Source organism: Kosakonia sp. MUSA4, from assembly GCF_013085925.1.
Taxonomy (GTDB): Bacteria; Pseudomonadota; Gammaproteobacteria; order Enterobacterales; family Enterobacteriaceae; genus Kosakonia; species Kosakonia sacchari_B.
In genome coordinates this window covers 327,496-352,066 of record NZ_CP025697.1, presented here as the reverse complement: position 1 = coordinate 352,066, position 24,571 = coordinate 327,496, and the positions used below count along the sequence as shown (strand labels likewise).

Below are 24,571 nucleotides of genomic sequence, written 5' to 3'. Positions count from 1 at the left end.
TTACGGCGTGGAGCGTCCCGGATACGGATAAGCCACTGCAACATCTCTGTGCCTTTGGCGAAAAAAAAGAGAGGCCGCAGCCTCTCTCTATGCAATACAGAACATTATTGCTGTATTAGCTTTTGCGCATCATCAGCCACAAGCTAATCAGGAAGAACGAGGCGCTCGGCAGCAGCGCGCCGACCACTGGCGGGATGCCATACACCAGCGTCAGCGGGCCAAAAATCTGATCCAGCACGTAGAAAACGAAGCCGAAGCTGATGCCCGTCACCACGCGCACGCCCATCGCCACGCTACGCAGCGGGCCAAAGATAAACGACAGCGCCATCAGCATCATGACCGCCACCGACAGCGGCTGGAAGACTTTGCTCCACATATTGAGCTGATAACGGCCGGAATCCTGGCCGCTCGACTTCAGGTACTTCACATAGTTGTGCAGACCGCTGATCGAGAGCGCATCAGGATCGAGCGCCACTACGCCGAGTTTGTCCGGCGTGAGGTTGGTTTTCCAGATGCCGCTGACGGTCTGCGAGCCGGTCACTTGTTTCGGATCGGTCAGGTTCGATTCATCCACCTGCGACAGCCGCCAGATTTTGTTCTCCGCATCGAATTTAGCCGACGCGGCATAGCGCACCGATTGCAAACGACGCTGATCGTTGAAGGCATAAATACTGACGCCGCCAAGCTCATCATCACCTTTCACACGTTCGATGTAGATAAAGTTGTTGCCGTCTTTCGCCCACAGCCCGGCCTGCGTGGAGAGCAGCGAACCGCCGTACATCGACTGCGCACGCTGGTTACGCGCCATCTGCTCGCCTTGCGGCGCAACCCATTCGCCAATCGCCATGGTCAGCAAAACCAGCGGAATAGCGGTTTTCATCACTGACAGCGCCACCTGCATGCGGGTGTAGCCGGAAGCCTGCATCACCACCAGCTCGCTGCGCTGCGCCAGCATGCCCAGACCGAGTAACGCACCAAGCAGCGCGGCCATCGGGAAGAAGATCTGGATATCTTTCGGCACGCTGAGAATGGTGTACATCCCGGCGCCCAGCGCGTCGTAGCTCCCCTGCCCGGCTTTTTTCAACTGATCGACAAATTTGATAATGCCGGAGAGCGACACCAGCATGAACAGCGTCATCATGATGGTGGAAAAGATGGTTTTCCCGATATAGCGGTCAAGTACGCCAAAAGCCTGCATTATACCGCTCCTTTACGCGTAAAACGGGCGCGAACCCGGCGCATCGGCACCGTATCCCACAGGTTCAGCACCACAGCCAGCGCCAGGTAGGCCAGGTTAACCGCCCACATCCAGATCATCGGATCCAGCTTACCCTTCGCGCCGTTTGAGCGAAGCGTGGTCTGCAACAGGAAGAACACGAGATACAGCAGCATTGCGGGCAGCATCGATAACACGCGTCCCTGACGCGGGTTAACCACGCTCAGCGGCACGACCATCAGCGCCATCATCACCACGGTAAAGACCAGCGTTAAGCGCCAGTGCAGCTCCGCGCTGGCGCGCGGGTTGTCCGTCTTGAACAACGTACGCATGTCCATCTGTTCGGTATCGCTCGGATCGAGCGCGACGGTCTGATGGCCGATGATCGCCTGGTAGTTCTGGAAATCAGTGATGCGGAAGTCGCGCAGCATAGCGGTGCCCTCAAAGCGTGTGCCGGTGTTGAGCGTCACCACCTGGGAACCGTCTTTATGCTGGGAAAGCTGGCCGGAATCCGCCACCACCACTGACGGGCGCGCATTGCCTTTGGGGCGGATCTGCGCAAGGAATACGTTATGAAAGCGGCTGCCTTCGACGCCTTCAATAAACAGCACCGAGCTGCCGTCTGTCGCCTGCTGGAACTGCCCCTGCGCCAGCGCCGCCATACCGGGGTTCGCTTTGGCATCCGCCAGCACTTGATCCTGATGACGGGATGACCAGGGGCCAGCCCACATGACGTTAACCGCAGCGATAATGCCGGTAAACAGCGCCAGCACCATGGCGGCTTTGATCAGCACCGCACGGCTCAGACCGCAGGCGTGCATCACCGTGATTTCACTTTCGGTATAGAGTTTGCCCAGCGTCATTAGCAGGCCAAGGAACAGACTCAACGGCAGGATAAGCTGCGCCATCTCCGGCACGCCCAGCCCCAGCAGCGAGAGCACGAGGTTTGTTGGGATTTCGCCATCAGCGGCTGCGCCTAAAATCCTCACCAGTTTCTGACAGAAGAAAATCAGAAGCAGGATGAATAGGATCGCAAGCTGGCTTTTTAGCGTCTCCCGCACCAGATATCTTATGATTATCACTTTAAATACGCCCGTAAAAACCAGTCTTTTTCCTGGAAAATCGCTTGTTTCATGGCTTAAACGTCATTTATTCTCTTGAGTCGTCGAAATCATCGCTAAGATTAATATACTCAGCGGATGGGTGCGTAAGAGCTGATTCTGACGTGCCGAAACCGAAGTACCATTAAGATTAACACGAAGTCATCGCAACAGCGGACATGAGTTACGTAAGCTTGCAATTCTATCCGTAGCCGCCGCCGTTGTCTTTAAGATTCAGGAGCGTAGTGCATGGAGTTCAGTGTAAAAAGCGGTAGCCCGGAGAAACAGCGTAGTGCCTGCATCGTTGTGGGTGTCTTTGAACCGCGCCGACTCTCCCCGATCGCCGAGCAACTCGATAAGATCAGCGATGGCTACATCAGCGCGCTGCTCCGTCGCGGAGAGCTGGAAGGTAAGCCAGGACAAACCCTGCTGCTTCACCACGTACCGAATGTCCTCTCCGAGCGTATTTTGCTGATTGGCTGCGGTAAAGAGCGTGAACTGGATGAGCGCCAGTACAAGCAGGTCATTCAGAAAACGATAAACACCCTGAATGATACGGGCTCGATGGAAGCCGTCTGCTTCCTGACCGAACTGCATGTCAAAGGGCGCAACACCTACTGGAAAGTGCGCCAGGCCGTAGAGACAGCGAAAGAGACTCTGTACAGCTTCGATCAACTGAAAACCAACAAAATCGAACCGCGTCGTCCGCTGCGTAAAATGGTCTTCAACGTGCCGACACGTCGCGAGTTAACCAGCGGCGAACGCGCTATCCAGCACGGTCTGGCTATCTCTGCGGGGATTAAAGCAGCCAAAGATCTCGGCAATATGCCGCCGAATATCTGTAATGCCGCGTACCTCGCTTCGCAGGCGCGCCAGCTGGCGGACACCTACAGCAAAAACGTCCTGACCCGCGTGATTGGCGAACAGCAGATGCGCGAACTGGGCATGCACTCGTACCTGGCTGTCGGCCAGGGCTCGCAGAACGAGTCGCTGATGTCGGTGATTGAGTACAAAGGCAACCCGTCGGAAGACGCGCGTCCGATTGTGCTGGTCGGTAAAGGCCTGACCTTCGACTCCGGCGGTATCTCCATCAAACCTGCCGAAGGCATGGACGAGATGAAGTACGACATGTGCGGCGCGGCGGCGGTGTACGGCGTGATGCGCATGGTGGCCGAACTGCAACTGCCGCTGAACGTGATTGGCGTGCTGGCAGGCTGTGAAAACATGCCGGGCGGGCGCGCGTATCGTCCGGGCGATGTGCTGACCACCATGTCCGGCCAGACGGTCGAAGTGCTGAATACCGACGCCGAAGGCCGTCTGGTGCTGTGCGATGTGCTGACCTACGTTGAGCGCTTCGAGCCGGAAGCGGTGATCGACGTCGCGACGCTGACCGGCGCGTGCGTGATTGCCCTTGGCCATCACATCACCGGTCTGCTGTCGAACCACAACCCGCTGGCGCACGAACTGATTGGCGCGTCCGAGCAGGCTGGCGACCGCGCATGGCGTTTACCGCTGGGCGATGAGTACCAGGATCAGCTGGAATCCAACTTTGCGGATATGGCGAACATCGGCGGCCGTCCTGGCGGTGCTATCACCGCGGGTTGCTTCCTGTCGCGCTTTGCCCGTAAATACAACTGGGCGCACCTGGATATCGCTGGCACCGCATGGCGCTCCGGCAAAGCCAAAGGCGCAACCGGTCGTCCGGTGGCGATGCTGTCGCAGTTCCTGCTGAACCGCGCCGGGTTTAACGGCGAAGAGTAAGTTTGCCAGGCCGGAGGCGCGTTGATTGCCGGATGGCGCTACGCTTATCCGGCCTACAAACCCGGCCGATAATTTGGTGCACAGTATTTCGTAGGCCCGGTAAGCGTAGCGCCACCGGGCTTTGCATTTAAAACCTCAACCAAAAGCCCCATATATGAAAAATGCGACGTTCTACCTTCTGGACAATGATAACGCCGTTGACGGCTTAAGCGCCGTTGAGCAACTGGTGTGTGAAATTGCCGCAGAACGTTGGCGTAACGGCAAGCGCGTGCTGATTGCCTGTGCCGATGAGCAGCAGGCGATTCGGCTGGATGAAGCATTATGGGCGCGCCCGGCGGAGAGTTTTGTGCCGCACAATCTGGCAGGTGAAGGGCCGCGCGGCGGTGCACCGGTCGAACTGGCCTGGCCGCAAAAGCGCAACAGCAGCCCGCGCGATATTCTTATCAGCCTGCGCGCGGAATTTGCAGATTTTGCCACCGCTTTCACAGAAGTGGTAGACTTCGTCCCTTACGAAGACTCTCTGAAACAACTGGCGCGCGAACGCTATAAAGCCTACCGCGTGGCCGGTTTCAACCTGAACACGGCAACCTGGAAATAATGGAAAAGACATACAACCCCAAAGATATCGAACAGCCGCTGTACGAGCAGTGGGAAAAGCAGGGCTATTTCAAACCGAACGGTGATGAAAGCCAGGAAAGCTTCTGCATCATGATCCCGCCGCCGAACGTCACCGGTAGTTTGCATATGGGCCACGCCTTCCAGCAGACCATCATGGACACCATGATCCGCTACCAGCGCATGCAGGGGAAAAACACCCTCTGGCAGGTGGGTACTGACCATGCTGGTATCGCAACCCAGATGGTGGTTGAACGTAAAATTGCCGCAGAAGAAGGGAAAACCCGCCACGATTACGGTCGCGACGCGTTTATCGACAAAATCTGGCAGTGGAAAGCCGAATCCGGCGGCACCATCACCAACCAGATGCGTCGTCTTGGCAACTCCGTGGACTGGGAGCGCGAGCGCTTCACCATGGATGAAGGCCTCTCCAACGCGGTTAAAGAGGTGTTTGTCCGCCTGTATAAAGAAGATCTGATTTACCGCGGCAAACGCCTGGTAAACTGGGATCCGAAACTGCGCACGGCGATTTCCGACCTCGAAGTGGAAAACCGCGAGTCGAAAGGCTCAATGTGGCATATCCGCTATCCGCTGGCCGACGGCGCCAAAACCGCTGACGGTAAAGATTATCTGGTGGTTGCCACCACCCGTCCGGAAACCCTGCTGGGCGATACCGGCGTGGCCGTCAACCCGGAAGACCCGCGTTACAAAGATCTGATTGGTAAGTTCGTGGTACTGCCGCTGGTTAACCGTCGTATTCCGATCGTTGGCGATGAACACGCCGACATGGAAAAAGGCACCGGCTGCGTGAAAATCACCCCGGCGCACGACTTTAACGACTACGAAGTGGGCCGTCGCCACAAGCTGCCAATGATCAACATCCTGACCTTTGACGGCGATATCCGTGAAAGCGCGCAGGTTTACGATACCAACGGCAACGAATCAGACGTTTACCCGGCGGATATCCCGGCAGAATTCCAGAATCTGGAGCGTTTTGCCGCGCGTAAAGCAATGGTTGCCGCCGTGGACGCGCTCAGCCTGCTGGAAGAGATTAAACCGCACGACCTGACCGTTCCGTACGGCGATCGCGGCGGCGTGGTTATTGAACCGATGCTGACCGACCAGTGGTACGTGCGTGCCGATGTGCTGGCGAAACCGGCGGTTGAAGCGGTGGAAAACGGCGATATCCAGTTCGTGCCAAAGCAGTACGAAAACATGTATTTCTCCTGGATGCGCGATATTCAGGACTGGTGTATCTCCCGTCAGTTGTGGTGGGGTCACCGCATTCCGGCGTGGTATGACAACGACGGCAACGTCTACGTTGGCCGCAGCGAAGAGGAAGTGCGTCAGGAAAATAACCTGGCGGCTGATATCGCGCTGCGTCAGGACGATGACGTGCTGGATACCTGGTTCTCCTCCGCGCTGTGGACTTTCTCCACGCTCGGCTGGCCGGAAAATACCGATGCGCTGCGTCAGTTCCATCCGACCAGCGTGATGGTCTCCGGCTTCGACATCATCTTCTTCTGGATCGCGCGCATGATCATGATGACCATGCACTTCATCAAAGATGAAAACGGCAAGCCTCAGGTGCCGTTCAAGACCGTCTACATGACCGGTCTTATCCGCGATGACGAAGGGCAGAAGATGTCCAAATCCAAAGGCAACGTGATTGACCCGCTGGATATGGTTGACGGCATTTCGCTGGCGGATCTGCTGGAGAAACGTACCGGCAACATGATGCAGCCGCAGCTGGCGGAGAAAATCCGTAAGCGCACCGAGAAACAGTTCCCGGACGGCATTGAGCCGCACGGCACCGACGCCCTGCGCTTCACGCTGGCGGCGCTGGCTTCAACCGGTCGCGATATCAACTGGGATATGAAGCGTCTGGAAGGCTACCGTAACTTCTGTAACAAGCTGTGGAACGCCAGCCGCTTTGTGCTGATGAACACCGAAGATCAGGACTGCGGCTTTAACGGCGGTGAAAAGGTGCTGTCGCTGGCTGACCGCTGGATCCTCGCTGAATTCAACCAGACCATCAAAGCGTACCGCGAAGCGCTGGACAACTTCCGCTTCGATATCGCCGCAGGGATTCTGTACGAATTCACCTGGAACCAGTTCTGCGACTGGTATCTGGAGCTAGCCAAACCGGTCATGAACGGTGGTTCGGAAACCGAACTGCGCGGCACCCGCAATACGCTGGTGACAGTGCTGGAAGGTTTGCTGCGCCTCGCGCATCCGATAATTCCGTTTATCACTGAAACTATCTGGCAGCGCGTGAAAGTGCTGAAAGGCATTACCGCCGACACCATCATGCTGCAGCCGTTCCCGCAGTACGATGCGTCGCAGGTTGACGAAAAAGCGCTGGCTGATACCGAGTGGCTGAAACAGGCGATTATCGCCGTGCGTAATATTCGCGCCGAGATGAATATCGCGCCGGGTAAACCGCTGGATCTGCTGCTGCGCGGTTGCAGCGAAGAGGCGATGCGTCGCGTGAACGATAACCGCAACTTCCTGCAAACGCTGGCGCGTCTGGAAAGCATCACCGTGCTGCCAGCCGATGATAAAGGGCCGGTGTCGGTCACGAAAATTATCGATGGCGCAGAGCTGCTGATCCCGATGGCGGGTCTGATCGACAAAGAAGCCGAGCTGGCGCGTCTGGCGAAAGAAGTGGCGAAAGTCGAGCAGGAAATTGGTCGTATCGAAAGCAAGCTGGGCAACGAAGGTTTTGTCGCACGCGCACCGGAAGCGGTGATCGCGAAAGAGCGTGAAAAACTGGACGGTTATGCTCAGGCGAAAGCGAAGCTGGTTGAACAGCAGGCCGTCATCGCCGCGCTGTAATCCTCTTCAGGCATGAAAAGCCGGGCTACGATGCCCGGCTTTTTTTATCCCTTCGGTCGATTGGCCGGTGGCGCTGACGCTTACCGGGTCTACAACGTTTCAGCCAACACAATACAGCCTGTAGGCCGGATAAGGCGTAGCCGCCATCCGGCACAATAAATCAGAACAGCGCCGGGTAGAACGACAGACCGCGTGCCAGCAGGCTGGCCGGATCCTTTGCCGGTTGTTGATCGTGATTTTCCAGCGGTAATGACGACAGATCGCCGTGCAGATACGTGTTTTCCAGCAGATAGCGCGTAAAACGCACCTTCGCCCATGGCCACGCCAGAAACAGCGTTACCGAGCACACCAGCAAATTGGTGACGGAAATCCAGAACACGCGCCCCAGCGTGACCGTGGAGGAGAAACGAATATTTCCTTCCAGAGCCAACTGGCTATAAAGGTAATTGCGCAGCTTCACAAAGGCGAAAATATAGCAAATGATCGCGCCGACGATATAAACCAGGTAGCTGAGGATTAATTTGCCATAAAACGGCCCCATCAGCATCGCCAGTTGCTCCGGATTGTCGCCAACCGCGTAAGCATATTGTGAGAGCATAAAGAAAGCCGGGATGGTGATATAAAGCGCGATGGCAATAAACGGTACAAACAGCAGCATCGACAGCACAATAATGGTGATGCACTTTTTCACCGAAAATTCGCCGGAAAATTTCAGCTTACCGTATTGCAGATTATTCACCAGCATACCAAACCACTGGGCAGCATATACGCCCTGCATTATCGCCACGCCCAGCAATAATACCAGGGCACCAGCGCCAATCATGGTGAAAATAACGGTATACGAACCGCTGCTCAGCGCCGAGGAGGTAAAGAATGAAAACACAATAATGGCAGCCGCCACGATCAGCAGCGGGCAGCCCATCATCACCCACCACGCGCGCAGCGGGCTGGCGTAAAAACTAAAGCGGATGCCGTTAATCTCCGTCATCAGAAATTGATAACGCAAACCCTGAGTAATCAGCCACGGGAAAAAGATCAGGAATAACGCCATCATGCACAGTTGCAGGACAATATTGCCATGCACCATGTTAATGATGAAAACCGCATACAGCACCAGCATGCACAGCCAGCCGACAAATACCGAACGTCCGGTCGCGTGGTAAGAAAAACGCGCGCCTTCCAGTTCAGTATTGGCGTAGAAATAACGGCGGGCACGGACTAACGCCCATGGCAAATATAACCCCAGCGTTATCATGGTTAGCAGAATATTAATCAGCCAGATCAGGAAATAGCCTTTACCGCTTCCCTGAAAAAGGAAATGGCGTACCGGCGTTGTCGCGGAATCCTGAGTATCGAAAGTCATAACAATCCTTATCGCAAAAAAAAAGAAAAGCCCAGCCTGATAAGACACAAAAATGTTACGGAATAGTTATTTCCAACCTCAAGTTTAAATAGCTGATGGATAAAAAAATAGCGACCAATATTCCTGGTCTTGCCAGATTGCCGTGGGAGTGGTATTAAGCGTGATCACGTGAAAAAGTAACCTAACAGAGATCAGAGATGAATGTGACCGCTCCGGTAGAGGTAAAAATGCGCCGGATTGCTGCAACAGACAATGCCGCAATCGCATCTGTGATCCGCCAGGTATCGGCGGAATATGGCCTCACCGCCGATAAAGGCTACACCGTTGCCGACCCTGAACTGGATGAGCTTTATCAGCTTTACAGTAAACCGGGCTGCGCCTATTGGGTTGTCGAACTGAATGGCGAGGTCGTGGGCGGAGGCGGCGTTGCGCCGCTGAAATGTAGCGAGCCGGATATTTGCGAACTGCAAAAGATGTATTTTCTTTCCGCCGCACGCGGTCAGGGGCTGGCGAAAAAGCTGGCGCTGATGGCGATGGATCACGCCCGTACGCAGGGCTTTACCCGCTGTTACCTGGAAACGACCGCGTTTTTAACCGACGCCATCGGTCTGTATGAACATCTGGGGTTTGAACATATCGACGGGCCGCTGGGCTGCACCGGTCATGTTGACTGCGAAGTGCGCATGCTGAAAACGCTGTAACGGTAAACGAGCGGGTATCGCACCCGCTCCGTGTGCTGATTACGAGCGGCTCGCCTCAAGCATTAATGAACGATACAGACCAGCTGCCCGCTCCTGCGGCAGCGCCTGCACTCCGTGCAAAATCTCCAGCATCATGTCGCAAACCACTTTCTCCTTGCCAGACGCCTGATCCGGATGGCTGAGCAATTGCACATCCTGCCCGTATTTGCTGTAGAGCTGACGCACAATCGGTTCGAGATCCGCCTGCGCTTGCTTCTCTTCTTGTGGCGTAATGGTGTGCTTATCCGGCCCGTAGGTGGACTGTAGCATGGCGTAATCGGTGTCCAGACGGCGTTTCAGCGTCTCGCGCGAGTTAAGCGCCACCGGGTTAACGCCGCCTTTTACTTCCGGATAATGGAAACGAAAGCAGGCATTATCGCTGATTTTTTGCATTTCTACCGTTTGATCGGCCAACACACGCGTTTCCGCAACTACCAGTTGATCCGATGCCAGTGGCATACGTTGCATTTGCAAAGCGCTAAACCGGGGCTGGATGGTGTCGATAATTTTTTGCTCACTGGCACCGGCTTTCATCAGCACCACAACCTGATTACGCAGCTCGCTAAACAGCTTCGGTTCGTGTTCGGCCATTAATTGCCAGGTGGGAACTTGCTGCACCATTGCATCAAACCGCGCCTCGGCGGTTTGCGCATTTTTTTGTGCCTGCAAATAGCGGATGTCGATAAAATTCCACAGGGCGATAAATACCGCCACCAGCACTGCCGCGCTGCCCTTGCTTAGCCACCCTTTTTTTCGCATCAGCCCGGTGACAATGGTTATCGCCGCACCGGCATAGGCCGCCATCAATACGTGCGTCCAGTTCATCCTTTGTTCCCTTAACGTTGGATTACACCGGCACGCCGCTGTGAAAACGGAACTCCGTATCCGGTGTTGAGATCAGCGCCGCTTCCACTTCGCCAAAATGGCGCACGCGCGGGCTGATATCGACAGTAGAAATCTGTTGTGCCAGCGCCAGATAATCCTGATAGTGACGCGCCTCTGAACGCAGCAGCGACAGATAAAAGCTCTGCAAATCTGCCTCCAGCCACGGCGCAAGCGCGGCAAAGCGTTCGCAGGATCGGGCTTCAATGTAAGCGCCGCAAATGAGCTTATCGACCAAAGTGAGCGGCTCATGAGTGCGAACCTCTTTCAGCATGCCTTTGGCATAACGGCTGGCGGTGATTTTAACGTAGGGAATATTACGGGCGTTCATCGCTTCCCGCACCTGCCAGAAATGGTGCAGTTCTTCTTTAATCAGCAGCACCATGCTGTCGATAAGCTGGCGTCCCCAGGCATCGTCGGTCTGCGGCATGACGCTTTTGCCGATCTGTTTATGCAGGGCGACAAAATCCGGTTCCGGCCCTTCGCGAAAGGCGAAGGCTTCGTAAGGTTTCAGCCACTCCAGCAGCGCATCCGAACCGGCTTTATCCGCCACATATTTGCGTACCAGCAGCATGGCGGTTTGCGCCGCTTTCAGTTCGCAGATCATGTGGTCGGTCAGCAGCAGCGGCAGCATGGCCGGATCGCGGGCTTTTTCTATCCAGGCGTTGGGTGTCGGGCAGTGGAGAAAATCTAAAACCGGGGCGAGTATTTGCGGGTAATCCATGGCGGTTCCTTGCTTTGCGGCAGCAGGCGCTGCCGCAACGGTCACTCAGTGGCGCACGCCGTTGTCTTCTTCATCGACGTAATCGTCATCACCTTCTTCGCCGTCTTCGCCTTCTTCACCGTCAGGATCTTCGTAGTAAGTCCCCCAACCGTCATACTCAACGCCGACTTTCTCCGCGAGGTTGATCAGTTGTTCAACTTGCGTGTCGATAAGTTCGGCGTTCAGCGCACATTCGCTCAGAACGTCGCAGCAAATCACCACTTCGCCTTCTTCCAGCTCCAGCTCTTCCGGTTCGGTCACTTCATAACCCAGTTTGAACGCTTCAACGGCGGCTTTTTCCAGCGTCTCAAAATCATCTGCCGACAGATGATGCTCAATGGTGTACAGCGCGTCAGGATCGCTCCCGTCTTCCAGCAATTCTTCAATAATCAAACGCGTCTCTTCGCGCTGCTCTTCCAGGTGTTCCGGGTTCGCCATGGCTCGTTCCTCATAATGTGGCAGATACACTTATTGTCACACACCGCCGCCATTGCCTCCACTCCTCGCCGAAAAGATTTATCCGCCGGGGTTGCAAATGCATATTCATACATATAAATTGAATTTTAATTCAACAAGTGGCCTTAGCCATGTGAGGAAAACATGTCTGCGTTTTACCAGAAACATTTTTTGAAACTGCTCGATTTTACACCTGCGGAAATCAATGCCCTGCTGCAACTCGCCTCGCAATTAAAAGCTGATAAGAAAAAAGGCCAGGAAGTGCAGAAACTTACCGGCAAAAACATCGCGCTCATCTTCGAAAAAGACTCTACCCGCACCCGATGCTCTTTCGAAGTTGCCGCATACGATCAGGGCGCCCGCGTCACTTATCTTGCGCCAAGCGGCAGCCAGATCGGCCATAAAGAATCAATTAAAGATACCGCGCGCGTGCTGGGCCGTATGTACGACGGCATTCAATATCGCGGCTACGGCCAGGAGATTGTCGAAACGCTGGCGCAATATGCAGGCGTGCCGGTGTGGAACGGTTTAACCAATGAGTTCCACCCGACGCAACTGCTGGCGGATCTGCTGACCATGCGCGAGCACCTGCCGGGCAAACCGTTCAACCAGATGACGCTGGTCTACGCTGGCGATGCGCGCAACAACATGGGCAACTCCATGCTGGAAGCGGCGGCGCTGGTCGGCCTGGATCTGCGCCTTGTTGCGCCGAAGGCCTGCTGGCCGGATGCCAGCCTGGTGGCGGAGTGCACCGCGCTGGCAGTGAAAAACGGCGGCAATATTCTGCTGACAGAAGATGTCGCCGCTGGCGTGAAGGGCGCAGATTTCATCTATACCGATGTCTGGGTGTCGATGGGCGAAGCCAAAGAGAAATGGGCTGAACGCATCGCGCTGCTGCGCCCTTACCAGGTGAATAGCATGATGCTGTCGCTGACCGGCAACCCGCAGGTGAAATTCCTGCACTGTCTGCCGGCCTTCCATGACGATCAAACCACGCTCGGCAAGAAAATGGCGGAAGAGTTTGGCCTGCACGGCGGCATGGAAGTCACCGATGAAGTGTTTGAATCACCGGCAAGCGTGGTATTCGACCAGGCGGAAAACCGGATGCACACCATCAAAGCCGTGATGGTGGCAACGCTCAGCCAGTAAGTTTTGCCCCTCACCCGCTGCGGGTGAGGGAGCATTATCAGGCAACCAGCAGTTTCACCACCGCTTTACGCACTTTCGCAGGCGCATTCACCGCGCACAGCGGTTTATGTACTTCGCCCGGCCAGAAGACGACAAAGTCCCCTTCGCTTAGCACCACGGTTTTTTCCTCGCCGCCTTCCGGCAAAAACGCGATGTCTTTATCAGCCAGCCAGTCGGTATCCGGCGCGCCCGCAGGCAAGGTGCTGAAGGTCATCCCTTCCTGGCCTTTCAGGACGATCTGAATATCCAGATAGCGCGCGTGATACTCCGCGCGGCGCTCGGCGAATGGCTGAGTAGAATCCTCAGAGATAAGATAAAACAGGCGGTTACCGTCGATGTCGTGTTTGCCGATCGCCGTCGCATCGGTGACATGCTGTTTAACGTGTTCAATAGCCTGGCGCAATTCCTGCGGCAGCCAGGATTGCAGATGGTGAATATTACCAACGATCATGATTTAACCCTCGATATAAAACATCGTTTCATTTTTAAATGTTTATACGAAAATTCACACTGCCATACCACTACTTTTTACGGGAGATTTGTGACAACGCATGTTTATCGGAAAATATGTTATATGCCTGTTAATCCTCAGGCGGAATTTATGCAGTAATAGTGCATAAACTCGGTCAACGGAAACCCTATCCCATCCGTTACATTCTGATATTTAATATATTATTTAAAAACCCCTCTCTGAATCACACTTTGACGCTCCGCTTATTTGCGTGTTAATTCACTGGTTATTTCCCTTTTCACCCGCTTGTAAAACAGCTTTATTCACTATTTTGCATACTTATTCTAATCATCACTATTAGCGCATAAAAATCAAGGTGTTACATATCAATGAAATCCATGCATATCTACAAATTTATAACAACCATGAATAATATCAGCCATTAATGCGTAGCCATTCATCTTTATAATAAGGCTAATTCTCTATTCTCTGATGCGAATCATGCATTCGAACAACAGCCCTTTAATATCCCATCCGACGTGCGCACAATCACATTATTAATTCATACGGCTTCTACTATGAGTCGTGAAATTAACAGCCATTAACCCGCGACGGAATTAAAAAGATTTCATCGCGTGCCCCCTTTTTATTCTTAAAAAACGGTTAAAGGAATAATTATGGAAAAGCACTACGTCGGTTCTGAAATAGGCCAATTACGAAGCGTTATGCTGCATCGCCCCAATCTAAGTCTGAAACGTTTAACACCATCGAATTGCCAGGAATTATTATTTGATGATGTGTTATCGGTTGAGCGTGCCGGTGAAGAGCACGACGCCTTCGCAAACACGCTGCGCGAGCAGGGTGTGGAAGTCCTGCTGTTAACCGACCTTCTGACCCAAACACTTGATATTGCTGAAGCGAAAGCCTGGCTGCTGGACATGCAGATCTCCGACTATCGCCTTGGCCCCACCTTCGCCGCAGATGTACGCAGCTGGCTGGCGGATATGCCGAATCGCGAGCTGGCGCGGCGGCTCAGCGGCGGATTAACCTACGGAGAAATCCCGGCATTTATTAAAAATATGGTGGTGGATATCCACACGGCAAATGATTTTATTATGAAGCCGTTGCCCAATCATTTATTTACCCGCGATACCTCGTGCTGGATTTATAACGGCGTATCGATTAACCCGATGGCCAAACCGGCTCGCCAGCGTGAAACAAATAATCTGCGCGCAATTTATCGCTGGCATCCAGCCTTCGCTGACGGTGAATTTATTAAATACTTTGGCGACGAGAATATTAATTATGACCATGCCACCTTAGAAGGCGGCGACGTATTAGTGATCGGTCGCGGCGCGGTATTAATTGGTTTGTCTGAACGCACCACGCCGCAGGGCGTTGAGTTTCTTGCCAACAGCCTGTTCAAACACCGCCAGGCAGAACGGGTTATCGTCGTCGAACTCCCCAAACACCGCTCCTGTATGCACCTCGATACCGTAATGACGCATATCGATATCGACACCTTCTCCGTCTACCCGGAAGTGGTGCGCAAAGATGCACATTGCTGGACGCTCACCCCGGACGGTCGCGGCGGCCTGCAACGCACGCAAGAGAACGATCTTCTGCACGCCATTGAGAAAGCGCTCGGCATTGACCAGGTGCGGCTCATCACCACTGGCGGCGATGCCTTCGAAGCCGAACGCGAACAGTGGAATGACGCCAACAACGTCCTCACGCTGCGCCCCGGCGTGGTGGTGGGCTACGAACGCAATATCTGGACGAACGAAAAATATGACAAAGCCGGGATCACCGTGCTGCCCATTCCTGGCGATGAGCTGGGACGCGGGCGCGGCGGTGCACGCTGCATGAGTTGCCCACTGGAACGCGACGGGATTTAAAGGAGCCATCATGGAAAGAAAACCTACGCTGGTTGTCGCGCTCGGCGGCAACGCACTGCTGAAACGCGGTGAACCGCTGGAAGCGAACATTCAGCGCCAGAACATTGATCTTGCCGCGCGCACCATCGCCGGGCTGACCGCGCAGTGGCGCGTGGTGCTGGTACACGGCAACGGGCCGCAGGTGGGTCTGCTGGCGCTGCAAAACAGCGCTTACGACAAAGTCACACCCTACCCGCTCGACATTCTTGGCGCCGAAAGCCAGGGGATGATCGGCTACATGCTGCAACAGTCGCTGAAAAATATCCTGCCGCAACGCGAGGTCAGCGTACTGCTCACCCAGGTGGAAGTGGACCCGGCCGATCCGGCATTCACCAACCCCACCAAATACATCGGCCCGGTCTACAGCAAGGCGCAAGCCCACGCGCTGCAGCAGGAAAAAGGCTGGGTATTTAAGGCGGATGGCCCCTACTTCCGCCGCGTGGTTCCCTCCCCGCAGCCCAAACGCATTGTCGAGAGCGACGCAATTAGTGCGCTGATAAACCGCGATCACCTGGTCATTTGCAATGGCGGAGGCGGGGTGCCGGTGGTGGAAAACGCCAACGGTTACCACGGCATTGAAGCAGTGATCGACAAAGACCTCTCGGCGGCGCTGCTGGCGCGGCAAATCGAAGCGGACGCTCTGCTGATCCTCACCGATGCCGACGCGGTGTATCTCGACTGGGGCAAACCCACGCAGCGCCCGCTGGCGCAGGTAACCCCGGAAATGTTGCAAGGGATGCAGTTCGACGCGGGCTCGATGGGGCCGAAAGTCGCCGCCTGCCGCCAGTTTGTCGAGGCCTGCAACGGCATCGCGGGCATTGGCGCGCTGGTGGATGGCCCGGCCATTCTCGCCGGGGATAAAGGCACATTAATTCGTCACTGATTTAAAAAAGGAAGATCTCATGAGTATCAATTTGAAAAATCGCAACTTTCTCAAACTGCTCGATTACACACCGGCGGAAATCCAGTACCTGATCGATCTCGCTATCCAGTTGAAAGCTGACAAAAAAGCGAGCTGTGAGAAAAAGAGGCTGGTTGGCAAAAACATCGCGCTGATTTTTGAAAAAACCTCCACCCGCACCCGCTGCGCGTTTGAAGTGGGCGCTTTCGATCAGGGCGCGCAGGTGACTTATCTCGGGCCGAGCGGTTCGCAGATCGGTCATAAAGAGTCAATGAAAGATACCGCTCGCGTGCTGGGACGCATGTATGACGGCATCGAATATCGCGGTTATGGCCAGCAAATTGTGGAAGAGCTGGGCCAGTATGCCGGTGTCCCCGTATGGAACGGGCTGACCAACGAGTTTCACCCGACGCAGATCCTTGCCGATCTGATGACCATGCTCGAACACGCGCCGGGCAAACGCCTGTCGGAACTGCGTTTTGCCTACCTCGGCGATGCGCGCAACAACATGGGTAACTCGCTGATGGTTGGCGCGGCCAAGATGGGCATGGATATCCGGCTGGTCGCGCCCAGGTCGTTCTGGCCGGAAGCCGCGCTGGTTGAGCAATGCCAGGCCATCGCCCGTGAAACCGGCGCGCGCATCATGCTCACCGAAGAGGTGGACGAAGGCGTGCACGGCGTGGATTTCCTCTACACCGATGTGTGGGTGTCGATGGGCGAACCGAAAGAGGCCTGGTCCGAGCGCGTCAGCCTGATGAAACCCTATCAGGTCAATAGCGCGGTAGTGAAAGCCACCGGCAATCCGCAGGTGAAATTTATGCACTGTCTGCCCGCATTCCATAACGAGCACACCAAAGTGGGCGGCGAGATCGAAATGGCCTACGGCCTGAAAGGGCTGGAAGTCACGGAAGAGGTTTTCGAATCGCCAAACTCCATCGTCTTTGACGAAGCTGAAAACCGGATGCACACCATCAAAGCGGTGATGGTGGCGACACTCGGCGACTAATCACTCCCCCGGCACATCACGAGGTGTGCCGGGGTTAAGGAGCACATCATGGGCAAGTTCAAATTCCCTTCCGCTTACACCATTCTCTTTTTGTTGATTGCCATTGTCGCCGCGCTCAGTTGGATCATTCCTGCCGGTCAGTATCATATGGCGATGAACACCGCGCTCGGCAAAGAGGTACCCGTTGCCGGTACCTATGCGCACGTTGCCGCGCAACCGCAGGGGCTTATCGCGGTGATCATGGCACCGATTAGCGGCCTGTACGATCCGGATACCGGCCAGGCAGGCGCTATCGATGTGGCGCTGTTTATTCTGATCATCGGCGGCTTTCTGGGCATCGTCACCAAAACAGGCGCCATCGACGCCGGGATCGAGCGCGTCACCACGCGCTTACGCGGCCACGAAGAGTGGATGATCCCGATCCTGATGGCACTGTTTGCCGCTGGCGGCACCATCTATGGCATGGCCGAAGAGTCATTGCCGTTTTATACGCTGCTGGTTCCCGTTATGCTCGCCGCCCGTTTTGATCCGGTCGTCGCCGCATCTACCGTTCTGCTCGGCGCGGGGATCGGCACGCTCGGATCAACCATCAACCCATTTGCCACGGTGATCGCCGCCAACGCTGCCGGGATCCCCTTTACCCACGGTATCGCCCTGCGTTTAGCGCTGCTGGTCATCGGTTGGCTGATTTGCGTCGGCTGGGTAATGCACTACGCTCGCAAAATCCGCGCGAACCCTGCACTGTCGATCGTCGCGGATAAGCAGGAAGAGGATCGGGTCTTCTTCCTTGGGAACAAATCTGAGGAGATGCTCGAATTTACGCCGCTTCGTAAGCTGATCCTGGTGATTTTCGCGCTGGCCTTTGTGGTGATGATTTATGGCGTCGCCGTGCTGGGCTGGTGGATGGCGCAGATCTCGGCGGTGTTCCTGGCGAGTGCGATTATCGTTGGTCTGCTAGACCGGATGAGCGAAGAGGAGCTGACGTCAACATTTATCAACGGCGCACGGGATCTGCTGGGCGTAGCGCTGATTATTGGAATTGCCCGCGGTATCGTAGTAATCATGGATAAGGGTATGATTACTCATACTATTTTGCACAGTGCCGAAGACATGGTCAGCGGGTTATCCACCGTCGCGTTTATTAACGTTATGTACTGGCTGGAAGTGGTGTTGTCGTTTCTCGTGCCCTCTTCTTCCGGCCTTGCGGTTCTGACGATGCCGATAATGGCGCCGCTAGCCGATTTCGCTAACGTCAACCGCGATCTGGTCGTCACCGCTTATCAATCCGCGTCCGGCATCGTCAACCTGGTAACCCCGACTTCCGCCGTGGTAATGGGGGGGCTGGCTATCGCTCATGTTCCTTACGTCCGTTATCTGAAGTGGGTTGCTCCGCTGTTGGCGATATTGACCGTGGTGATCATGGCGGCGCTGAGCATTGGGGCCCTGCTGTAACACGTCGGGTGGCTCAACGCTTAACCGGCCGTGCAGAGAGTAACCAGGCCCGGCAGGCGTTGAGCTGCCGGGCATTTTGTTTCGGCAACTGATACGGGAAAGAAGATGATGGAATATGGAGATTATTCACCGAAAGAGCAGCTTCAATTGGCCGTTTGCCAGCGTCTGATTAGCGAAAAAAGCTACCTTTCGCAGGAAGCGATCCGTCGCGATTTGCAGTACCACGGTTTTGACGCTATTAGCCAGTCCACCGTGTCCCGCCTGTTGAAACTGCTCGGTGTGATAAAAATCCGCAACGCCAAAGGACAAAAAATTTATGCGCTGAATCCGCAACTGCGCCCGGTGCCGGACGCCGCCCGCACGGTCTCCGAAATGGTGGTCAGCGTTGAGCATAATAGCGAATTTATCCTTATTCACACCGTGGCCGGATATGGCCGCGCCGTGGCACGCATTCTGGATTATCACCAGTTGCCGGAAATCCTCGGCGTCGTGGCGGGGAGCAGCATTGTCTGGGTTGCGCCCAGAGAGGTAAAGCATACGGCGTTAGTACACAAACAAATTAATTATCTACTTAGAACGCATTAATATTCAAAGAGAACCGTTTGCACTGCGTAAAATGTGCATCAATCGCTTGATCCAAAAAAGCAGCTGCGTATAATCCGGGACAATTTGCCGGGAGGAAGCATGGTCCAGTGTGTACGACAAACTGTCTTACCGCGTCTGAAAAAGGACGCTGGCCTGCCGTTTTTCTTTCCCGTTGCGAACCCTATTCCACAGCCCCTCTATTGAGGGGCTTTTTTTTGCGCAGTCGTCAGGAGATAACCATGGCTAATCCGCTATATCAGAAACATATCATTTCCATAAACGATCTCAGCCGCGAAGAACTGGAACTGGTGCTTAACACCGCCGCACGACTGAAGGCCAACCCCCAGCCAGAGCTGCTCAAGCATAAAGTGATCGCCAGTTGCTTCTTTGAAGCCTCCACCCGTACGCGTCTGTCATTTGAAACTTCCATGCACCGTCTCGGCGCGAGCGTAGTCGGCTTTTCCGACAGCAGCAACACTTCGCTGGGTAAGAAGGGCGAAACGCTGGCAGACACCATTTCGGTTATCAGCACGTATGTGGATGCCATCGTGATGCGCCACCCGCAGGAGGGCGCGGCGCGTCTGGCGACCGAATTTTCCGGCGGTATTCCGGTGCTGAACGCTGGCGACGGTGCTAACCAACATCCGACGCAAACGCTGCTCGATCTCTTCACCATCCAGGAGACGCAAGGACGCCTTGAAAACCTGCATATCGCCATGGTCGGCGACCTGAAATATGGCCGTACCGTGCATTCACTGGCGCAGGCGCTGGCAAAATTCAGCGGCAACCGTTTCTACTTTATCGCCCCGGATGCGCTGGCGATGCCGCAGTACATTCTGGATATGCTTGACGAGAAAGGCATGGCCTGGAGCGTGCACGCCAGCATCGAAGAGGTGATGGCGGAAGTGGATATCCTCTATATGACCCGCGTACAGAAAGAGCGTCTGGATCCGTCGGAATACGCCAACGTCAAAGCGCAGTTTGTTTTGCGCGCCAGCGATCTGACCGGCGCACGCAGCAATATGAAGGTGCTGCATCCGCTGCCGCGCGTTGACGAGATCACCACCGACGTGGATAAAACGCCGCACGCCTGGTATTTCCAGCAGGCCGGCAACGGTATTTTCGCCCGCCAGGCTCTGCTGGCGCTGGTTCTCAATCGCGATTTGGCTCTGTAAGGGGGAAACGACAATGACACACGATAATAAACTTCAGGTCGAAGCCATTAAACGCGGCACCGTGATTGACCACATCCCTGCCCGCGTCGGGTTCAAGCTGCTGACGCTGTTCAAGCTGACGGAAACCGACCAGCGCATCACCATCGGCCTTAACCTGCCGTCCGGTGAAATGGGCCGCAAGGATTTGATCAAAATCGAGAACACCTTTCTCACCGATGAGCAGGTCAACCAGCTGGCGCTGTATGCGCCACAGGCCACCGTTAACCGGATTGATGAGTATGAAGTGGTGGGCAAATCGCGCCCGAGCCTGCCGGAACGCATCACTGGCGTACTGGTGTGCCCGAACAGCAACTGCATCAGCCATGCCGAGCCGGTCGCTTCCAGCTTTGCGGTGAAACAACGCGAGCAGGATATCGCGCTGAAGTGCAAATATTGCGAGAAAGAGTTCTCGCATCACGTCGTGCTGGCCAATTAACGCCCGGCCAGTAAAGAGGCGGTCTGTGCGATAACGTGTATAATGACCGCCACCTTATTACCGCTGATATTCAGGAAACATCATGACTAAAGTTATCGCGACGGAAAATGCGCCAGCTGCCATCGGCCCTTATGTGCAGGCTGTTGATCTCGGCAATATGATCCTCACCTCCGGCCAGATCCCGGTCGATCCGAAAACCGGTAGCGTGCCGGAAGATGTCGCCGCGCAGGCGCGCCAGTCTCTCGACAACGTGAAAGCGATCGTCGAAGCCGCTGGCCTGAAAGTGGGCGACATTGTGAAAACTACCGTGTTCGTGAAAGATCTGAACGATTTCGCCACCGTTAACGCCACTTACGAAGCCTTTTTCGCTGAGCATAACGCCACCTTCCCGGCGCGTTCCTGCGTGGAAGTGGCGCGCCTGCCGAAAGATGTGAAAATCGAGATTGAAGCGATCGCCGTACGTCGCTAATCCGCATACCGGGTGGCCGCGTAAACGTATCCGGCCAGCCGGTTTACAGGCCGGATAAGCCTGCCGCCATCCGGCCTACAACTTCCCCACAGCACGTAGCAGTACCGTAGGCCCGGTAAGCGCAGCGCCAGCGGGCAATCAACGGATTACTGCCAGCCATAGCGACGGCTGTAAAAGCCTTTCACCCACTGGGTCAGCGTCATATAACCCGCCAGAATCGCCACCAGCCACGGGAAGTAGCTCAGCGGCAGCGCCTGCAATTGCAGGTAGCTCGCCAGCGGCGAGAACGGCAGCGCAATGCCGACGCAAATCACCATCAGCGTCATGCCAATCAGCGGCCATGCGGCGCGGCTCTGGATAAACGGCACGCGACGGGTACGGATCATATGCACAATCAGCGTTTGCGACAGTAAGCCAACCACAAACCAGCCAGACTGGAACAGGGTTTGCGCTTCCGGCACATTGGCTTTGAACACCCACCACATCACGCAGAAGGTCACAATGTCGAAGATCGAACTGATCGGCCCGAAGAAGATCATAAAACGCCCGAGATCGGCCGGGTTCCAGCGCTGCGGTTTGGCAATTTGCTCGTCGTCAACGTTATCAAACGGGATCGCCACCTGTGACACATCGTACAGTAGGTTCTGAATCAGTAAGTGCAATGGCAGCATCGGCAGAAACGGCAGGAAGGCGCTCGCCACCAGCACGCTGAAGACGTTACCGAAGTTAGAACTGGCCGTCATTTTGATGTATTTCAGCATGTTGGAGAAGGTCCGACGCCCTTCAATCACCCCCTCTTCCAGCACCATCAGGCTCTTTTCCAGCAGGATGATATCGGCGGCTTCGCGGGCGATATCGACCGCGCTATCCACGGAAATACCGATATCCGCCGCGCGCAGCGCCGGGGCATCGTTAATACCGTCGCCCATAAAGCCGACCACATGCCCTTCGCGTTTCAGCAAGCGAACAATGCGCTCTTTGTGCAGCGGCGTCAGCCGGGCAAACAGCGTGATATGTTTCGCCATCTGCGCCAGTTCATCATCGCTCATATGTTCGATTTCGCTGCCGGTCAGCGCATCGCCCACTTCCAGCCCGACTTCATGACACACTTTTGCCGCCACCAGTTCGCTGTCGCCGGTGAGGATCTTAACGGTGATGCCGCTGGCTTTCAGCGCTTTCAGCGCCGGAGCGGTAGTTTCTTTCGGCGGATCGAGGAACGCAATGTAGCCTTCGAGGATCAGATCCGACTCATCCGCACGCTGATAATCTCCCGTGCGCGCGGGCAAGTATTTGGTCGCCACCGCCACCACGCGCAACCCCTGACGGTTCAGGGTGCTGGTGACGCGTTCAATGCGCCGCAGCATGGTCTCATCCAGCGGGACAATATCGCCATTAAAGCGGACCTGCGAGCACACACTGAGAATTTCCGTCAGCGCGCCTTTGCAGATCAATTGATGCACATCCGCCTGTTGGGCGACCACCACCGACATCCGGCGGCGTTCAAAATCAAACGGGATCTCATCCACTTTGCGCCAGTCCGAAGAGAGCGTCTGCGCCGCTTCCGCATCGACGCCTTCCAGCACGGCGGTATCCAGCAGGTTTTTCAACCCGGTCTGGTAGTGGCTGTTCAACCATGCGCTGTGCAGCACCCATTCGCTGACTTTGCCGCTGATATCGGTGTGCGTTTCCAGCACGATCTTATCCTGCGTCAGGGTGCCGGTTTTGTCGGTACACAGAATATCCATCGCGCCAAAGTTCTGGATCGCATCCAGATGTTTGACGATCACTTTCTGTTTTGACAGTTTCACCGCGCCTCGCGCCAGCGTCGAGGTGACAATCATCGGCAACATTTCCGGCGTCAGGCCAACGGCAACCGAGAGGGCAAACAGCGCCGCTTCCCACCAGTCACCTTTGGTAAAGCCGTTGATCAACAAGACGATCGGCGTCATCACCAGCATAAAGCGGATCAACAGCATGCTGACGCGGCTGATCCCTTTCTGAAAGGCGTTCGGTTCGCTTTCCTGTTCGCTGACGCGCCCGGCCAGTTGCCCGAACCAGGTGTTGCCGCCGGTGCCAATCACCATGGCCTGCGCGGTTCCGCTCACCACATTGGTGCCCATAAAGCACAGCGTGTCGCACTCAAGCGGGTTTTTCTGCGCCGTCTGGCGGCTGATCGCCACTTTTTCTACCGGCAGCGATTCACCGGTCAGCGACGCCTGAGCCACGAACAGATCCCGCGCCTGCAAGACGCGCAGATCCGCCGGGATCATGTCGCCCGCCGCCAGCTTGACGATATCGCCCGGCACCAGTTGATCGATAGGGATCTCGCACCAGTTATTCTCGCCCTTTTCATTCACCACCCGCAGCACCGTCGCGGTGTTGCTGACCATCGCTTTCAGCGCATCCGCCGCTTTGGTGGAACGCGCTTCTTGCAGAAAGTTGAGCAGGGTAGAAATCGCCACCATCAGCGCAATCACGCCTGCGGCGAACAGATCTTCTGAAGCATAGGAGATCACCCCAAGGCAGGTGAGCAGCAGGTTAAACGGGTTGCGGTAGCAGCTCCACAAATGAACCCACCACGGTGACGGTTTCTGCGCCGGGATCAGGTTTTCGCCGTGCGTTTCGCGCGCCTGCGCCACTTCCTGCTCGGTGAGCCCTTCCGGGTGGCTGGCAAAAGTTTGCCACAGCAGTGTCGGTTCCATCGCAGCAATCGACAGGCAGCGTTCGCCCATCGACGCGGGAATATCGCCGTGGCTAACGGTCTGTACGCCGGGCAGCGGATCGCGCTGTACCAGACGACGCGGTAAATGACGGTTCAGGCGAGCGAAGAGCTGCCGGGTGAAGTTTTTCAGCATAGTCATATCCTTGCCCCCGCATCACGCGGGTGCCTTCTGCACATCATCTTTCAGACCCGATCGCGGCGGCGAATCCCAGGCGTTAAGCGAGGAATTCAATACCTTGCCGCCTCAATGCAGCATGAATGATGGGTGTAAATTTTACGCAAGTGGCGTGGCAACACCGCGCCAGCAGGCGTTTCTGTTTGGGCAGGGACAATAACGTCGCTGCCTTACGCATCCGGTAAGGCAGCAAAAGCAGGCTTACCGGGAAACAGTTCTCCATCGCGGGAGAGGTGTGGGATCGGGATCCATCTGGCCTCCGGTAAGGGTAAGAAGTGCATTCGTAAGATTACGTGGCGGT

Annotated in this window: 26 protein-coding genes; 15 read left to right on the top strand and 11 right to left on the bottom strand. The window is 55.5% G+C overall.

Annotated features, from left to right (window positions below):
- Positions 1–115 precede the first annotated feature (115 nt).
- The 3 genes from lptG to C0557_RS27250 form a co-directional block, all read right to left on the bottom strand.
- Positions 116–1,198, bottom strand: coding sequence for an LPS export ABC transporter permease LptG (lptG, locus tag C0557_RS01615; protein ID WP_074774376.1), 1,083 nt, complete (start codon positions 1,196–1,198; stop codon positions 116–118).
- Complete coding sequence (gene lptF, locus C0557_RS01610; protein WP_208657257.1) at positions 1,198–2,298, bottom strand: LPS export ABC transporter permease LptF; 1,101 nt, start codon at positions 2,296–2,298, stop codon at positions 1,198–1,200. Before lptF ends, lptG begins: the two co-directional genes overlap by 1 nt.
- A 63-nt stretch (positions 2,299–2,361) precedes the next feature.
- Positions 2,362–2,412 carry a hypothetical protein gene (locus C0557_RS27250; RefSeq protein WP_216637209.1) on the bottom strand — a complete coding sequence of 17 codons (51 nt, stop codon included), beginning with the start codon at positions 2,410–2,412 and terminating at the stop codon, positions 2,362–2,364.
- Between the two features lie 153 nt (positions 2,413–2,565).
- On the opposite strand from C0557_RS27250, the gene pepA reads away from it, so the two are divergent.
- From pepA to C0557_RS01595, 3 genes are all read left to right on the top strand, one after another.
- Entirely contained in the window at positions 2,566–4,077 is a 1,512-nt protein-coding gene (pepA, locus tag C0557_RS01605) for a leucyl aminopeptidase (protein ID WP_007372848.1), read from the top strand.
- A gap of 154 nt (positions 4,078–4,231) precedes the next feature.
- Positions 4,232–4,675, top strand: a complete 444-nt coding sequence (gene holC, locus C0557_RS01600; protein ID WP_035887060.1) for a DNA polymerase III subunit chi — start codon at positions 4,232–4,234, stop codon at positions 4,673–4,675.
- The gene (locus C0557_RS01595; RefSeq protein WP_208657256.1) at positions 4,675–7,530 is read left to right on the top strand and encodes a valine--tRNA ligase; all 2,856 of its coding nucleotides are present in this window, start codon (positions 4,675–4,677) and stop codon (positions 7,528–7,530) included. Before holC ends, C0557_RS01595 begins: the two co-directional genes overlap by 1 nt.
- Positions 7,531–7,690: 160 nt before the next feature.
- On the opposite strand, the gene C0557_RS01590 is transcribed toward C0557_RS01595, so the two are convergent.
- Positions 7,691–8,893 (bottom strand): YjgN family protein, encoded by a 1,203-nt coding sequence (locus C0557_RS01590; RefSeq protein ID WP_208657255.1) that lies wholly within the window; start codon positions 8,891–8,893, stop codon positions 7,691–7,693.
- Between the two features lie 197 nt (positions 8,894–9,090).
- On the opposite strand from C0557_RS01590, the gene C0557_RS01585 reads away from it, so the two are divergent.
- Complete coding sequence (locus C0557_RS01585) at positions 9,091–9,594, top strand: GNAT family N-acetyltransferase (protein ID WP_074774360.1); 504 nt, start codon at positions 9,091–9,093, stop codon at positions 9,592–9,594.
- Positions 9,595–9,633: 39 nt separating this feature from the next.
- Here the strand turns inward: C0557_RS01585 and C0557_RS01580 are convergent, their stop codons facing one another.
- From C0557_RS01580 to rraB, 3 genes are read right to left on the bottom strand one after another with little or no spacing between them, the layout of a single operon-like run.
- A complete protein-coding gene (locus tag C0557_RS01580; protein WP_208657254.1) occupies positions 9,634–10,458 on the bottom strand; it encodes a topoisomerase II in 825 nt (274 codons plus the stop codon).
- Between the two features lie 22 nt (positions 10,459–10,480).
- Positions 10,481–11,239, bottom strand: coding sequence for a tRNA isopentenyl-2-thiomethyl-A-37 hydroxylase MiaE (gene miaE, locus C0557_RS01575; protein ID WP_007372842.1), 759 nt, complete (start codon positions 11,237–11,239; stop codon positions 10,481–10,483).
- A gap of 45 nt (positions 11,240–11,284) precedes the next feature.
- Positions 11,285–11,716 carry a ribonuclease E inhibitor RraB gene (gene rraB / locus C0557_RS01570; protein WP_074774356.1) on the bottom strand — a complete coding sequence of 144 codons (432 nt, stop codon included), beginning with the start codon at positions 11,714–11,716 and terminating at the stop codon, positions 11,285–11,287.
- Between the two features lie 97 nt (positions 11,717–11,813).
- Between rraB and C0557_RS27605 the strand changes: the two genes are divergently transcribed.
- Both C0557_RS27605 and argF (C0557_RS01565) read left to right on the top strand, forming a co-directional pair.
- Positions 11,814–11,909, top strand: coding sequence for a hypothetical protein (locus C0557_RS27605; protein WP_371813225.1), 96 nt, complete (start codon positions 11,814–11,816; stop codon positions 11,907–11,909).
- Positions 11,879–12,883: an ornithine carbamoyltransferase gene (argF, locus tag C0557_RS01565; RefSeq protein ID WP_074774353.1), complete on the top strand. Its 1,005-nt coding sequence runs from the start codon at positions 11,879–11,881 to the stop codon at positions 12,881–12,883. The genes C0557_RS27605 and argF (C0557_RS01565) overlap by 31 nt, the downstream gene beginning before the upstream one ends.
- Positions 12,884–12,920: 37 nt before the next feature.
- Here the strand turns inward: argF (C0557_RS01565) and C0557_RS01560 are convergent, their stop codons facing one another.
- Positions 12,921–13,373, bottom strand: coding sequence for a YhcH/YjgK/YiaL family protein (locus C0557_RS01560; RefSeq protein ID WP_035887053.1), 453 nt, complete (start codon positions 13,371–13,373; stop codon positions 12,921–12,923).
- 677 nt (positions 13,374–14,050) lie between these two features.
- Here C0557_RS01560 and arcA point away from each other — a divergent pair.
- The 5 genes from arcA (at position 14,051) to C0557_RS01535 (ending at position 19,254) form a co-directional block, all read left to right on the top strand.
- The gene (arcA, locus tag C0557_RS01555; RefSeq protein ID WP_208657253.1) at positions 14,051–15,271 is read left to right on the top strand and encodes an arginine deiminase; all 1,221 of its coding nucleotides are present in this window, start codon (positions 14,051–14,053) and stop codon (positions 15,269–15,271) included.
- Positions 15,272–15,281: 10 nt separating this feature from the next.
- The gene (arcC, locus tag C0557_RS01550; protein ID WP_208657252.1) at positions 15,282–16,193 is read left to right on the top strand and encodes a carbamate kinase; all 912 of its coding nucleotides are present in this window, start codon (positions 15,282–15,284) and stop codon (positions 16,191–16,193) included.
- 19 nt (positions 16,194–16,212) lie between these two features.
- Entirely contained in the window at positions 16,213–17,217 is a 1,005-nt protein-coding gene (argF, locus tag C0557_RS01545; protein WP_208657251.1) for an ornithine carbamoyltransferase, read from the top strand.
- A gap of 48 nt (positions 17,218–17,265) precedes the next feature.
- A complete protein-coding gene (locus tag C0557_RS01540; RefSeq protein ID WP_208657250.1) occupies positions 17,266–18,669 on the top strand; it encodes a YfcC family protein in 1,404 nt (467 codons plus the stop codon).
- A 105-nt stretch (positions 18,670–18,774) separates the two neighbouring features.
- Entirely contained in the window at positions 18,775–19,254 is a 480-nt protein-coding gene (locus C0557_RS01535; RefSeq protein ID WP_007372833.1) for an arginine repressor, read from the top strand.
- A gap of 3 nt (positions 19,255–19,257) precedes the next feature.
- Here C0557_RS01535 and C0557_RS01530 read toward each other — a convergent pair whose 3' ends face one another.
- On the bottom strand, positions 19,258–19,374 hold the full coding sequence (locus tag C0557_RS01530; protein WP_090135648.1) for a hypothetical protein: 117 nt from the start codon (positions 19,372–19,374) through the stop codon (positions 19,258–19,260).
- On the opposite strand from C0557_RS01530, the gene pyrL reads away from it, so the two are divergent.
- From pyrL to ridA, 4 genes are all read left to right on the top strand, one after another.
- On the top strand, positions 19,354–19,458 hold the full coding sequence (gene pyrL / locus C0557_RS01525) for a pyr operon leader peptide (RefSeq protein WP_072043081.1): 105 nt from the start codon (positions 19,354–19,356) through the stop codon (positions 19,456–19,458). The genes C0557_RS01530 and pyrL overlap by 21 nt on opposite strands.
- A gap of 35 nt (positions 19,459–19,493) precedes the next feature.
- Positions 19,494–20,429 (top strand): aspartate carbamoyltransferase, encoded by a 936-nt coding sequence (gene pyrB / locus C0557_RS01520; protein WP_007372832.1) that lies wholly within the window; start codon positions 19,494–19,496, stop codon positions 20,427–20,429.
- A 13-nt stretch (positions 20,430–20,442) separates the two neighbouring features.
- Positions 20,443–20,904, top strand: coding sequence for an aspartate carbamoyltransferase regulatory subunit (pyrI, locus tag C0557_RS01515; RefSeq protein ID WP_043955368.1), 462 nt, complete (start codon positions 20,443–20,445; stop codon positions 20,902–20,904).
- A gap of 82 nt (positions 20,905–20,986) precedes the next feature.
- The gene (gene ridA, locus C0557_RS01510) at positions 20,987–21,373 is read left to right on the top strand and encodes a 2-iminobutanoate/2-iminopropanoate deaminase (protein WP_035887044.1); all 387 of its coding nucleotides are present in this window, start codon (positions 20,987–20,989) and stop codon (positions 21,371–21,373) included.
- A gap of 146 nt (positions 21,374–21,519) precedes the next feature.
- Here ridA and mgtA read toward each other — a convergent pair whose 3' ends face one another.
- Both mgtA and mgtL read right to left on the bottom strand, forming a co-directional pair.
- Positions 21,520–24,228: a magnesium-translocating P-type ATPase gene (gene mgtA, locus C0557_RS01505; RefSeq protein WP_208662759.1), complete on the bottom strand. Its 2,709-nt coding sequence runs from the start codon at positions 24,226–24,228 to the stop codon at positions 21,520–21,522.
- Between the two features lie 243 nt (positions 24,229–24,471).
- A complete protein-coding gene (mgtL, locus tag C0557_RS27600) occupies positions 24,472–24,522 on the bottom strand; it encodes a mgtA regulatory leader peptide MgtL (RefSeq protein ID WP_227123200.1) in 51 nt (16 codons plus the stop codon).
- Positions 24,523–24,571 lie beyond the last annotated feature (49 nt).

Bases quoted from the DNA above. Each gene is read 5' to 3' on its own strand.
- arcA (WP_208657253.1), top strand. From the start codon at position 14,051: ATGGAAAAGCACTACGTCGGTTCTGAAATAGGCCAATTACGAAGCGTT.
- argF (WP_074774353.1), top strand. From the start codon at position 11,879: ATGTCTGCGTTTTACCAGAAACATTTTTTGAAACTGCTCGATTTTACA.
- pyrI (WP_043955368.1), top strand. From the start codon at position 20,443: ATGACACACGATAATAAACTTCAGGTCGAAGCCATTAAACGCGGCACC.
- C0557_RS01585 (WP_074774360.1), top strand. From the start codon at position 9,091: ATGAATGTGACCGCTCCGGTAGAGGTAAAAATGCGCCGGATTGCTGCA.
- pyrB (WP_007372832.1), top strand. From the start codon at position 19,494: ATGGCTAATCCGCTATATCAGAAACATATCATTTCCATAAACGATCTC.
- C0557_RS01560 (WP_035887053.1), bottom strand. From the start codon at position 13,373: ATGATCGTTGGTAATATTCACCATCTGCAATCCTGGCTGCCGCAGGAA.
- arcC (WP_208657252.1), top strand. From the start codon at position 15,282: ATGGAAAGAAAACCTACGCTGGTTGTCGCGCTCGGCGGCAACGCACTG.
- pepA (WP_007372848.1), top strand. From the start codon at position 2,566: ATGGAGTTCAGTGTAAAAAGCGGTAGCCCGGAGAAACAGCGTAGTGCC.
- rraB (WP_074774356.1), bottom strand. From the start codon at position 11,716: ATGGCGAACCCGGAACACCTGGAAGAGCAGCGCGAAGAGACGCGTTTG.
- argF (WP_208657251.1), top strand. From the start codon at position 16,213: ATGAGTATCAATTTGAAAAATCGCAACTTTCTCAAACTGCTCGATTAC.
- C0557_RS01595 (WP_208657256.1), top strand. From the start codon at position 4,675: ATGGAAAAGACATACAACCCCAAAGATATCGAACAGCCGCTGTACGAG.
- lptG (WP_074774376.1), bottom strand. From the start codon at position 1,198: ATGCAGGCTTTTGGCGTACTTGACCGCTATATCGGGAAAACCATCTTT.
- pyrL (WP_072043081.1), top strand. From the start codon at position 19,354: ATGGTCCAGTGTGTACGACAAACTGTCTTACCGCGTCTGAAAAAGGAC.
- C0557_RS01535 (WP_007372833.1), top strand. From the start codon at position 18,775: ATGATGGAATATGGAGATTATTCACCGAAAGAGCAGCTTCAATTGGCC.
- C0557_RS01580 (WP_208657254.1), bottom strand. From the start codon at position 10,458: ATGAACTGGACGCACGTATTGATGGCGGCCTATGCCGGTGCGGCGATA.
- C0557_RS01540 (WP_208657250.1), top strand. From the start codon at position 17,266: ATGGGCAAGTTCAAATTCCCTTCCGCTTACACCATTCTCTTTTTGTTG.
- C0557_RS01590 (WP_208657255.1), bottom strand. From the start codon at position 8,893: ATGACTTTCGATACTCAGGATTCCGCGACAACGCCGGTACGCCATTTC.
- miaE (WP_007372842.1), bottom strand. From the start codon at position 11,239: ATGGATTACCCGCAAATACTCGCCCCGGTTTTAGATTTTCTCCACTGC.
- holC (WP_035887060.1), top strand. From the start codon at position 4,232: ATGAAAAATGCGACGTTCTACCTTCTGGACAATGATAACGCCGTTGAC.
- mgtA (WP_208662759.1), bottom strand. From the start codon at position 24,228: ATGCTGAAAAACTTCACCCGGCAGCTCTTCGCTCGCCTGAACCGTCAT.
- ridA (WP_035887044.1), top strand. From the start codon at position 20,987: ATGACTAAAGTTATCGCGACGGAAAATGCGCCAGCTGCCATCGGCCCT.
- C0557_RS27605 (WP_371813225.1), top strand. From the start codon at position 11,814: ATGCATATTCATACATATAAATTGAATTTTAATTCAACAAGTGGCCTT.